Here is an 11,618-nt window from a genome sequence, read left to right on the forward strand (position 1 = left end):
AGTCGGAGACTGTGACAGTCAGCGCACCGTATGTGGAAGGTGTGTTCATTGAATGCTATGTCCATCACCTCTATGTCACAGTAACGATGTACGAAGAAGAGATTCCTTATGTTGTTGACGAGGTCCATTCGATAATGTATCTGGCCGAGGGAGTCGGCCCGGTCATGATGATAGAAGTGGATGACGATTATCCGCTTGAAGAGCAGATAATGTCAGTTGTAAACTGGTCCTTCATGGCTGTAGGAGCCAATAAATAAAAGGCTCAGATTTTGAATTCTCCGGCGGGCTGGAACCAGTTCCGGTCCGCCGTTTTATCAAGGGGGCAACATTGATAAGGACGGGATGCGACATCCTGGCCACGGAAGGATTTCTGCGACTGAGGGGGAAAAAGACGGGACTCCTCTCAAACCCGGCATCTGTGTGCCACGATCTCACTCACATCATCGATCGCAGCCTTGAGAACAACATCAGGCTCATCTGTCTCTTCGGCCCCCAGCATGGTCTGAAGGGAGACACGCAGGCGAACATGATCGAATGGGAAGGATACGTCCATCCAAAAGTCTCCATACCGGTCCATTCACTCTACGGAAAGACGCGTGTCCCCACGACGGAGATGCTTGCCGGCCTGGACACCGTATTGATAGACCTGCCCGATATCGGCGCTAGGCCATATACATATATATGGACTGCTGCGTTGATGGTGAAAGAATGCGCAAGACTGGGGATCTCCGTGATGGTAGCAGACAGGCCGAACCCACTCGGGGGGACGATGGTGGAAGGCCAGGTATTGAGCGATGAATACAGATCTTTCGTCGGCCTGTATCCTCTCACCCTCCGTCACGGCATGACGATCGGAGAGATCCTCTCGATGATAAACACGACCGAAGACTTTGGATGCGATCTGGAGATAGTAAAAATGGAAGGCTGGACCAGAGACATGTCCTGGAATGACACCGGGCAGCCCTGGGTACTTCCCTCGCCGAACATGCCGACACCCGACACGGCCATCGTCTACCCTGGAATGGTATTCCTTGAGGCGACGAACATCTCCGAGGGCCGGGGTACCACGAGGCCCTTCGAGATCCTTGGAGCACCATGGATCGACGGAAAAAAACTGGCAGAGACAATATTGGAAACAGGGGTCGAGGGAGCCGGCTTCCGCCCCATGGAATTCATTCCGGCCTGGGACAAGTACGAAAAAGAACTTTGCGGTGGGATCCAGATACATGTGACGGACCCTGATGTATTCAGGCCTGTCAGAACAACGACGAAACTTATCCAGACAATCGCCCGACTTTACCCGGACAGGTTCGAATGGCTCGATCCACCGTACGAATATGACGAGATCCACATGCCGATAGACATACTCTCGGGAGGGCCTCAACTCAGGAAAGCAGTCGACGCGGCAGCTGCTCAGACAGAGGAGCTGAATACTCTTTTCGATCTCTGGGGCAATGATGAGGAAGAATTCATCAAGACGAGGTCTCCTTTCCTGTTGTACTGAACCGGCCCCGGCCTGAGGAGCATTGAATGAAGATGACGGGAATGATACTGGCAGCAGGGCTGGGCACGAGGATGGGCGACCTGTCCTCCTTTCTGCCGAAGCCGCTAGTTCCCATACTGGGCCACCCTCTCTTCGGATTGATCGCGGACAAACTGGTGAGGGAAGGAGCCGCCCATATTCATTCCAACATCCATCATCTCCCTGAGAAGATAGAGTCGTACGCCGAACGTGAAGAACTTCCGGTCACCTTCCACAGGGAAAAGATACTGTTGGATACGGGGGGCGGAATCGGAAATATGGCCAGTTCATGCATGAAACCCGGCCTGGTATTGCTGCATAACGGGGACATACTCACAGATATCAGCTACGGCCCCGCGATAGAAGCACATCTTGATTCGGGAGCCCTCTTCACAATGATTCTCCTGGATGCGGGAAGCAATACCATTCACCCCCCCCCTCATGTCGTAACAGGCCCAGAGGACCGACTGGTCTCGATAGGAAATGATCCACGGAATGACCCGGAAGGAACAATGCGCTCGGGTTATACCGGCCTGGCCATAATCTCACCCGGGGCATTCGAATATTTCCCCCGTGGAGAAAAAGCAGGGCTCGTCGAGATCCTCCTCAAAATGGCATCCGCGAATCCCGGTTCAGTCAGGGGCTTCAGAGTAGCCGGAAAATCGGGCGCCTGGGCGGAAGCCGGGACGCCAGCCTCCCTGCTGGACCTGCACAGGCGTATCCTGGTTAGCAGAGAAAGATTCACACCTTCGATTCCGACACCAACAATGCCGCTGTTCACTGGTGAAGGCACAGACATAGCCCCGGGCGTGCGATGGAAGGGCTTCCTGTCCATAGGAAAGAATTCTGTCATCAATAGAAACACGGTGCTTGAAGATTGCGTAGTATTGGATGATACTGTCGTGGATCCTGGGACGAATTGTATTAGATCTATAATGTACCCGGATGGAATGATCGAAGGAGGATAGTTTGGACCCCAACCTCATCCCGTTGATAGAATCGGCAATAGAACTCACGGACACATTTCCCGGAGGCCCCTTTCCAATGAGATCGCAGGTGACTCTGCTGACGGGTGGTTCCATGAGATTCTTCGCCAGGCTTGAGGACGGGGAGCGGTCGATTGTGGCGCTCTTCCAGCCAGGTGGAGGAGAAGAATTTGAAAACTACCTGGAGGTGGGAAACTTCCTTCGGGAGAATAATATCGGCGTACCGGAATTCTATGTCTCCGACAACCGCAAGGGAATCCTGCTGATGGAGGACCTGGGTCTTGACGACCTCGAATCGATTCTCAAAAACGCCGGTCAAGACGAGGAACTTTCGTTCTACAGGGAAGGGATCGATATACTGTTCGAACTTCAGACGACTGTCACATCGGCTTTGCAGGAAGCGGGACATCCGCAGATCGCCGGATTCGACCGCGCCGTTCTCCTTGGAGAGACAGAATATTTTGCCGTGGAATTCATAGATGGATACTGCGGAATGACTCCTCCTCCTGGATGGAGCAAAGAATGCGAACTCCTGGCCGACCGTCTGTCCTCTCTTCCACCTGTATTCATACACCGCGATTTTCAAAGCCGGAACATTCTCCTCACAGAGGGAAGGTTCAGGTTGATTGATTTTCAGAGCGCTCACAGGGGCCCCGGACTGTACGATACAGCCTCCTTTCTCAAAGACCCCTACCACCCCATATTACCGGGCACGAGAAGGACCCTGCTCATGGAACTTTATTACAGACTCGACGAAGCGGGTGTCGAGGTTCCTCCCGGATTCGAGATGTACTATGATGACTTTTTATATGCTGGCATCCAGAGAAACATGCAGGCTCTCGCCGCATTCATAAGGTTGGGGACAAAAATGGGGAAAAAACATTTTCTTGATTCCATTCCAAACGGCCTGGATCTTCTCGAAGAGGGAATCGATGAATGTGGAAACTTCCCCGCGATTAAAGCGGTAATTGGCAGGGCCAGATCTATTCTCAAGGAACAGGGCTGATTCGTCAGGTCCGACTGGACCTGCGAATCTTTCTAATAACTACTGTTCCAGCTATCCTGTCATGCACCGTCTGCCTGTTCGGATGCCAGATCGCCTCCAGAAAACCGATGAACACCGTGGCTGCCGAAGCAGCGTATCCTCCCGCCCTTCCAAACGAATTCCAGAAATTAAGTTTGTTTCCGTCCAGGCGGATCACCCGGATTCCGAACAGTGCCTTTCCTGGAGTCCGTCCTCTCCACAGCCAGATCATCAGTGTGAAGTAGGCAATGAAAAGTGGAGCTCCGACAGCGATATTCCCCATTCCGCCAAAGACATCGCTCCCGATTATCAACATCCCGGTCTCTTCGTTGTATGTTGACACCCGTGTATCCAGTGAGATTACGATATCAAATTCCATCTCTCTGAGAAGTGTCACCAGCCGGGCATTGTCAGACTCATCGATGGCCAACTTAATCTCGCAGGGAAAAAGGTCCTGGTTCCTCTTCCTGATTATTCGTGCGACCTCACATTGCACTTCATCCCTTAATTGCTTTCTCTTTATTGTGTCCTCTTCACGATATGATTCAAGGATACTTGCAGCGAGCCCGGGATTCTGGATGTGATTGACGATAAGTGTCTGAACGACTATGAAAAGTAAAACAATGACCAGATCGACGATCATCGCCGCGCCTCTCCTCGGAGGAGAAGCTAGAGGATGTCCCATAAGTTCCGGCGCGATAAACATCGGCTCATCGGTAATCGTCAGTTGGCGCCTTATCCTGCCCTTTTTCCCCTTTTCCCTCTTTTTCCTCATCACCGGCCAGGCTCCTCAATCCCAGTCTCCGCGGGACCCGACACACCCGATCCGAGCAGAATCGCCATCCACCTTGTATCCTCACGGCTTTCCAGGCCTATCTTCACTGTGACGGTAAGCACGACTGAAAGCAGCATACCTACCGGCCCGAGGACCCACCCCCAGAAGATAAGGGACAGAAAGACTACCAGAGTAGAAAGCCCCAGCCCCTTCCCCATAAATCGTGGTTCGATAAAATTTCCGATCAGCATATTGATCACCACATATCCGATTGCCACTCCGAGAGCTCTTCCAGGGCCGAACTGGATCAACGCCTGAAGTATGGCTGGAAGCGCCGCGATTATCGAACCGATATTTGGAACATAGTTCAGAAGAAACACAAGTAACCCCCATAGAAGGGGGTAGTCTATCCGCATGATAAAGAGGAAAACAGCCACCAGAAGACCCGTCATGAGGCTTGTCATCGTCTTTATCGCGAGATAATGCTTAACATTTTCTGTGATCCTGCCCATCTGCGCCAGAGACCTGTCCGGGTCGCGAAAGATCGTCTTAAGTTTGCCCGGAAAGCCGGAGGCTTCCATAAGGATGAATATGACCGTGAGAAGGATCAGCATGCCGTTCGCAAGTACGTCTCCGAGTCCGTTGAAAAGCATCGCGACCAGCTGCATCGCCTTGTCGGGATCCATCATCTCCACCAGCTCGAACCTCGACATGTCTATACCGCGCGATTCCAGCCAGGTTATCATACTACCGTACTGCTCGTTGAGCTTCGTGGAATATTCAGGCAGATTTCTCGAGAAATCATCTATCGAGGAACCGAGGAGAGCAGCGATTATATAGCCAGCCAGGATTATTCCCAGTATCACGATCAGAATGGCCAGCCAGGTCGACAGTCCTCTGCCCTTCAGCCAGAAAAGAGGCGAGGAGCATACTATCGATATGAAGAGGGCAAGCAGAAATGGAACGACGATGACCGCAGCGGCCTTGATCCCTGCCACGACCACCACGAACGATGCGACGGTGAGAAGTATATGGGCGGTTCTTGATTTTCCATCAGTTGTTTCCATGCGGACGATTTTCCACACTTTCAGCGTCGTTGTCAAAGAGATTCGGGAAGAGTCTCGATATATTCGCGTATCTCGTCCCTCACCCTCCTGTAATGGCTTAGGATCTTCTCCTCGTCGGTTTCGTTGCCAGCCATTAATGGTGGATCATCGAATCCGTGATGAACTACTTTCGTGTCGCCGGGAAAAACCGGGCAGTTAACGTCTGCATGCCCGCACACAGTTATCACGTAATCGAATCGTATCGAAAGATAATCACGTACATGTCTGGATTCATGCCCCGAGATATCCACGCCGGCCTCGGCCATCACCGTGACGGCCCGCTGATTGAGCCCATGGACCTCTATTCCTGCTGAACAGGGTTCGATGACGTCACCCCTCAGATGCAGAGCCCAGCCCTCGGCCATCTGCGACCTGCACGAATTGCCGGTGCAGAGAAACAGTATCCTGGTCTTTTGCGGAATTTCGATCACTCCTTTCCCGCTCGTTCGATTCCGGGATCAAAGATCGATATCGGCCAAAGTATTCGAAGCAGATAACCCGGTTGGAAGCTGAAAAGAACGGGGCCATGGAGACTTCTCGTTCATCCTGTCTCCATGACCCCTCGCTCTGTCCCGAATTTCAGGCGCGATTTATTGTGCCCGCCGCCTGTTTAAAGGCTCGTTAGTAGCTCCGAGTTCCATCAGGGTCATGGTCTTCTCGACGATAGTAATGAATTCCGCTCTGTACTGGAAGTGGTCTTTTCCTTTCGCTCCCCTGGCGATCCCGACCACATCCTCCAGCTCTGCGTCACCCATGTGTCCTGAATTCCTCAGGATCATTCCATACATGGCGACAGCCGCAGAGAACCTGAAGGCATCCGATGTACGGGAAAACCTGGAGGGCCTGTCCCGAAGGACCTCACTTATCTCTATGCTCGAGTCACGATCAAGCTCTTTGTAACGGATCTTCACCAGAAGGATCTCATCGCCTCTCCTGCCGTCGCCGCTGATCCTGCGATCCTGGTAGCGGAGTTCATCTTTTTTCACTGACGCACCTGAAGCAGGCAGGATCTCATATAGAGCCGTCACAGTGTGACCCGCTCCGATCTCGCCGGCGTCCTTCCTGTCATCCTTGAAATCCTCATTGGCGAGCTTCCTGTTCTCGTAACCGATCAGACGGTAGGACTCCACCTTTGCCGGGTTGAATTCGACCTGGATCTTCACATCTCTGGCTATCGTATAAAGAGTCGACGTGACTTCGTTGACAAGGACTTTCCTGGCCTCCATGAGATTGTCGATATATGCGTGGTTGCCGTTTCCCTTGTCGGCAAGCTGTTCGAGCCTGTTGTCCTTGTAATTGCCCATACCAAATCCGAGGACGGTGAGGAATATCCCTTCATCCCGCTTACCCTCGATATACTGGACGAGCTCGCTGGTACTGGAGATACCCACGTTGAAATCACCGTCGGTCGCAAGGATGACCCTGTTGTTTCCTTCCTCGATGAAATTGTCCATCGCCACCTTGTACGCGAGTTTTATTCCCTGCCCTCCAGCCGTCGAGCCGCCTGACTGCAGTCTGTCGATGGCATCTTTGATAGTCCTCGTGCATGCCCCCCTTGTCGCTGGAAGGACCAATCCGGCAGAACCCGCGTAGACGACGATCGATACCTGGTCATCAGCTCCCAGCTGAGCGACAAGAAGCTTGAACGCCTGTCTCAACAACGGAAGCTTGTTCGGCGAACCCATCGACCCCGAGACATCGATCAGAAAGACCAGGTTGCTCGGCCTGCGTTCTTCCTCGGTAAGTTCCTTTCCCTGAAGACCGATATGGACAAGTTTGTGGTCTTCATTCCACGGACAATTGCCATATTCGAGAGCTACCGAAAAGGGGACATCTCCATCGGGACTTTCATAATCGTAATCAAAATAGTTTATAAGTTCCTCGATCCGGACCGCGTCTCTTTGAGGAAACATATTCTGATTTATAAACCTCCTGACATTGGCGTACGAGGCAGCATCGACATCGATTGAAAAAGTCGACTGCGGACTGGTCATGGCATCCATAAAACGGTTTTCCTCGATATGCGCGTATTCCTCGGTATTGTCCGGCCTTACATATCTGTTCGGAATACAGGGAAAAGACACACCACCAGCCAGGGGGGCGGAGCACACCTTATGGCGCCCACCCCGCACATGAAGACCATCGCTTGTCATCCCGTAGCTGACATCACTGTCCTTCACTTCGATCCGCCTCACTTCCGCCTCTACAAGGATCTCCTGCGTCTGCCCGACGATCTCGAATTTCATCTTGAAATCGACTTTAGTCGTCTTCCCAGGTTTTACCCTCACGCCTTTTTTTTCGGCGACCTCGTACCCCATCATCGTCACCTTTACCGTATACTTTCCATATGGTACTCCGGTGATCAGGAATGACCCGTCTGTAGCAGTCATCCCTCCCAACTTCGTGCCGACCAGAACGACATTGGCATAGGAAACAGGTTTCCCGCTCCTCGCATCGATAACGGTGCCGGAGATACTCCCAGCTGCACGCATCACCGTTCTGATCTGATCATCTTCTATCGGATGAGAATAAGTCAAAGAAGCGATCATAAGAAAACCGATAGCCGTCAAAAGAACGGCTGTGACATAAAGGACGGACGTGATGTGGGGATTTACAGCCGCTGCGATAGCTCCAGTCTTGTGTCGCATTACGACTCCTTTCGTTCAGGGACAATTTCTTTCTCTGGGACTTTGACAGGTAAAGTTCCCGGAATGTTCCCTGTCCGGTCCATTATTGTGTCGAAATCATTTCGACCCAGACAGACCGGCGCATCCGCCCCGAATCAAAATCAATTCGGGTGGTATCGGAAGTCGTTTCACAACAGCTGGTTGCCGAGAGCGGCATTTTCGGGTGGCGAATGAAAAGTTGTTCTGAGGCTGCCGGGCATTTGTTGTCCGGCAACGCCCGCGTCTATTTACAGTATAATCATAAAATCTATTTTTGTCAAACCAGGGCAGCTCAGATCGCCTCGATGATCGAGACGATCTCATCATCATCGGGGAACCTGCCGGTCTCATGTTTGGAATAGATCAGCTCTTCATCCACATGCACATCGAAAACGCCTCCCCTGCCATCGATCAGTTCCACATCGATATCATCGAAGACATCTCTGAGTTCAGCTTCCAGACCGGAAGCCCTTGGAAGGTAGTCTCACTGGACGCAGTACTTGATAGTCACCTTCATATTTCTCCTCTAGCGTTTGGTCGATCGCCCCGGTGTCTACCGGTCAGGAATCAACCTGTGTCCCAAAAAGAGGGAACCGGCGCGGGGCCGGCTCCCTTCGTGAATCGTATTTCCCGGATCCCGATACACCCGTTCTCCTATGCGAGGAAATCGTCGGGCACATTCTCGATCCTGGCAATATCCGCTATCTTCTCTTTTACATCGAATCCCATCGTACAGTCTACCGTACAATTTCCACATTCCCTGCATTTACCGGCCTCCGCCAGAAGCGGCCGGATCGTATCCTTGGCCTTTGCGAGGTTCCTGTACCCATAGGCATACATGAAACTTCTCATCATCGCGGGGATCTCGATGTGGTGCCTGCAGGTATCCACGCACCTGCGACACTGCGCACAATAGAGCCCCTGCATCCCATCGAGCATGCCGAGTTCGAGATCCTTTTTCTCCTGGTCGGAAAATTTCAGGTTCTCCATAGCGGCCATATCTTCCTCAAGCTGTTCCATACTGGAAAACCCGGGGATCGACGTGTGTACGTTCTCATCCCTGAGGACCCATTTGAGGGCAGCCGTCATATTTATCTTCTTCTCTCGTTCCTTGTCCCAGTAGACACCAGCCTGTGTCTTCATCGCCACGATCCCCAGTCCAGCCTTCGCCGCCCTGGCAATCGACTTCTTCACTTCTTTCACATGGGGCTGACGGAAGTTGTAGGATGTAAGGACCACTTCGTGGAACTTGCTGTCCACCGCCGCGTCGATTACTTCCGGTTCGTTTGTATGAACCGAGACTCCTACAAAACGCGTCTTGCCTTCTTTCTTCATCTTCTCGAGAGCCAGGACGATCGGCTCATACGTCACCGCGGCTGCTGCCGATAATGCATGCATATGGAGGATGTCGACATACTCGATGCCCAGTCGTCCCAGGCTCGTCTCGAAGGCGCCGATAAATGCCTCTGCAGTCGCAGCGCCCGGAATAAACTGGCCTGTCCGCTGATCCATCGGAAGGTGGACCTTGGTCGTAATGATATATGAATCTCTCGGCCTTCCCTTGATCACCTCACCTACCAGTACCTCGTGGTTTCCATTACCGTAACTATTGGCCGTATCGAAATGGGTCAGGCCCATATCCATGGCGGCTTTGTACAGAGCAGGATCCTGCCCCGCGGCACCGATACTCACTATGGGGCACTTCAGTCCGGTCTTGCCCAGAGTCCTGTTAATCAGTTTTCTCTCTTTCTTTTCCTCTCCCTCACCGGCCCTGAGCAATGATGGAGCAACCGCGGCGCCCGCGATACCTGCCAGGCCTGTCTTGATAAAATCACGGCGCCCCTGCTTCGTCTTGTCCTTTTTCATCCTGTACCTCCGTTGGATCCTGTCTCCGTATGTTCTCTCTATCCTCTTGGATTGAGAAATTCCTTTTTCCTGTACTCGTCAGGAATCGTGTAGATACCTTCCTCCGGTATCCTCTCCTCGAATTCGATGACACTGCCGTTCGACAGAGTCTGCTGCCCTTCTGAGAAACGGATGCTTTCAGAAAGCATCTCCCAGCCTCCGGCTTCCAGGATCTGCGTGATAAGCTCGGGCTTGAAGTTGTTCAGGGTGAGGAATGTCGCCATAAACGCATCCGCATATTTTTTTGCGAAAGGAAAATCGTCGGTGACCCACACGGTTCGTTCGGTCTCATTATATTTCGCGTTCATGTAGTCGATCCAGAAATGGATCATAAAACTTCGGCATTTTTTCCCGGTGATCTCCTTCTTCCCGTCAAGCAGCTTCAGTTCACCTGTCGTCGGAAACATCCCAAGACGCTGGACATAATCAGGCGGGAATATCTTTGCGTTGTCCAGCGGCAGATCTGTCTCGACATACGCGGTATCGCCCATTTCCATTATGTATGCTTTGCCGTTTTCCACATCGAGAATATAGCGACGGGTCTCTGTGACATAGGCTATCCTGCCATCACCGATCCAGAGTTCGCTCTCCGAATCTGTTGCCGGCTCCTGATTGCCATGGTGATAACTTGCGTCGGTGTGGTCCTGCATCTTGATATATGTATCGGCCATAGCGGGCAACGACCAGATGGCCAGGACCAGAAACAGACCAATGATTTTTTTCATACCTCTCCTCTTTCCGGTTGTCCGGCAACGGCGACTCTGTCCAGGACCTTCTGCCTGTCCTTCGGCCCTGGAGATCACCGGTGCTCGGACGGGAGCATTCCTGCGGATTGAACTATCCTCTGCAGTATCTTCCGGAAGGGGATACTTCGTCAACGAAAAAGCCTGTTCCCTGAAAACTGTTCCCTCCCTGCTGCTCTATCTTGTAGGCAACCAGAGAAATATGGTTCCAGAAAGAATGATTGTGTGCGTGGGAATTCTACTCACTGATCTGACAGGACCCGGACTGACTACTTTCTCGCCCTGAAATCGTATTCTGAACCAGCAAGATCAGTTACTCCGATGCCTTCATCCCCGTTATCATGGTATTGACGGCAAACTCGATGATCTTTTCACTGTCAAACGAGGTCCCGACTCCCGATTCACCAAGGAGAGTGCGCATACCCTTACCCCTGTCGACCTGCCCGTCGATCATCAACACTGACAGCCCGTGGACCATCGCCCATGCCACGTTGAGGAGACTCACCGGGTCACCCGATATCAGACCTTTTCTGCTGCATTCCTCCACAACGGAAAAACCCGCCCTGAAAGTCTCCCTGGCCGCATTCTGCAGTTCTTCGGTAGGATGCCTCGTCACCACACTTTTCCCGAACATCAACCTGTAAAACGGGGCGTTCATCACCGCAAACCTGACATATGCTACGGCCATTCCCTGAAATCTCATGAGAGCATCCTCAGTCTCATGATCAATGGCCCGGGCGAGCTCTATATTCAATCTTTTATAGCCATCTTCCGCCACCGTACACAAAAGATGATTTTTCCCCCTGAAATGTCTGTAGAGGGCAGGCCTCGAGACTCCAATATTTTCACTTACCGTCCTTACTGTAACATTATCAACGCCTTCTTCTATAA

Annotated in this window: 12 protein-coding genes; 4 read left to right on the top strand and 8 right to left on the bottom strand. The window is 52.1% G+C overall.

Annotated elements, in window-relative coordinates:
• The 4 genes from KOO63_07515 to KOO63_07530 all read left to right on the top strand — a co-directional run.
• A partial coding sequence (locus tag KOO63_07515; protein ID MBU8921653.1) for a hypothetical protein occupies positions 1 to 257 on the top strand: 257 nt, incomplete at its 5' end.
• Positions 258 to 328: 71 nt separating this feature from the next.
• Positions 329 to 1,504, top strand: coding sequence for a DUF1343 domain-containing protein (locus KOO63_07520; protein MBU8921654.1), 1,176 nt, complete (start codon positions 329 to 331; stop codon positions 1,502 to 1,504).
• 26 nt (positions 1,505 to 1,530) lie between these two features.
• Positions 1,531 to 2,490: an NTP transferase domain-containing protein gene (locus KOO63_07525; GenBank protein MBU8921655.1), complete on the top strand. Its 960-nt coding sequence runs from the start codon at positions 1,531 to 1,533 to the stop codon at positions 2,488 to 2,490.
• Position 2,491: 1 nt separating this feature from the next.
• Complete coding sequence (locus KOO63_07530; protein MBU8921656.1) at positions 2,492 to 3,514, top strand: phosphotransferase; 1,023 nt, start codon at positions 2,492 to 2,494, stop codon at positions 3,512 to 3,514.
• Positions 3,515 to 3,518: 4 nt separating this feature from the next.
• Here KOO63_07530 and KOO63_07535 read toward each other — a convergent pair whose 3' ends face one another.
• The 8 genes from KOO63_07535 to KOO63_07570 form a co-directional block, all read right to left on the bottom strand.
• Positions 3,519 to 4,310, bottom strand: coding sequence for an RDD family protein (locus KOO63_07535; GenBank protein MBU8921657.1), 792 nt, complete (start codon positions 4,308 to 4,310; stop codon positions 3,519 to 3,521).
• Complete coding sequence (locus KOO63_07540; protein MBU8921658.1) at positions 4,307 to 5,374, bottom strand: AI-2E family transporter; 1,068 nt, start codon at positions 5,372 to 5,374, stop codon at positions 4,307 to 4,309. The genes KOO63_07535 and KOO63_07540 overlap by 4 nt, the downstream gene beginning before the upstream one ends.
• Positions 5,375 to 5,406: 32 nt before the next feature.
• Entirely contained in the window at positions 5,407 to 5,778 is a 372-nt protein-coding gene (locus KOO63_07545; GenBank protein MBU8921659.1) for an arsenate reductase ArsC, read from the bottom strand.
• Between the two features lie 225 nt (positions 5,779 to 6,003).
• Positions 6,004 to 8,061 (bottom strand): von Willebrand factor type A domain-containing protein, encoded by a 2,058-nt coding sequence (locus KOO63_07550; protein MBU8921660.1) that lies wholly within the window; start codon positions 8,059 to 8,061, stop codon positions 6,004 to 6,006.
• A gap of 310 nt (positions 8,062 to 8,371) precedes the next feature.
• Complete coding sequence (locus KOO63_07555; protein MBU8921661.1) at positions 8,372 to 8,539, bottom strand: Rdx family protein; 168 nt, start codon at positions 8,537 to 8,539, stop codon at positions 8,372 to 8,374.
• A 194-nt stretch (positions 8,540 to 8,733) separates the two neighbouring features.
• Complete coding sequence (locus KOO63_07560; GenBank protein ID MBU8921662.1) at positions 8,734 to 9,945, bottom strand: aldo/keto reductase; 1,212 nt, start codon at positions 9,943 to 9,945, stop codon at positions 8,734 to 8,736.
• Positions 9,946 to 9,983: 38 nt separating this feature from the next.
• Complete coding sequence (locus KOO63_07565) at positions 9,984 to 10,709, bottom strand: hypothetical protein (protein ID MBU8921663.1); 726 nt, start codon at positions 10,707 to 10,709, stop codon at positions 9,984 to 9,986.
• Between the two features lie 331 nt (positions 10,710 to 11,040).
• Positions 11,041 to 11,618: TetR/AcrR family transcriptional regulator (locus tag KOO63_07570; protein MBU8921664.1), on the bottom strand; the 578-nt coding region annotated here is incomplete at its 5' end.

The sequence above is a fragment of the Candidatus Latescibacterota bacterium genome (assembly GCA_019038625.1).
Classification (GTDB): Bacteria; Krumholzibacteriota; Krumholzibacteriia; order Krumholzibacteriales; family Krumholzibacteriaceae; genus JAGLYV01.

Bases quoted from the DNA above. Each gene is read 5' to 3' on its own strand.
- KOO63_07525 (MBU8921655.1), top strand. From the start codon at position 1,531: ATGAAGATGACGGGAATGATACTGGCAGCAGGGCTGGGCACGAGGATG.
- KOO63_07540 (MBU8921658.1), bottom strand. From the start codon at position 5,374: ATGGAAACAACTGATGGAAAATCAAGAACCGCCCATATACTTCTCACC.
- KOO63_07545 (MBU8921659.1), bottom strand. From the start codon at position 5,778: ATGGCCGAGGGCTGGGCTCTGCATCTGAGGGGTGACGTCATCGAACCC.
- KOO63_07550 (MBU8921660.1), bottom strand. From the start codon at position 8,061: ATGCGACACAAGACTGGAGCTATCGCAGCGGCTGTAAATCCCCACATC.
- KOO63_07560 (MBU8921662.1), bottom strand. From the start codon at position 9,945: ATGAAAAAGGACAAGACGAAGCAGGGGCGCCGTGATTTTATCAAGACA.
- KOO63_07565 (MBU8921663.1), bottom strand. From the start codon at position 10,709: ATGAAAAAAATCATTGGTCTGTTTCTGGTCCTGGCCATCTGGTCGTTG.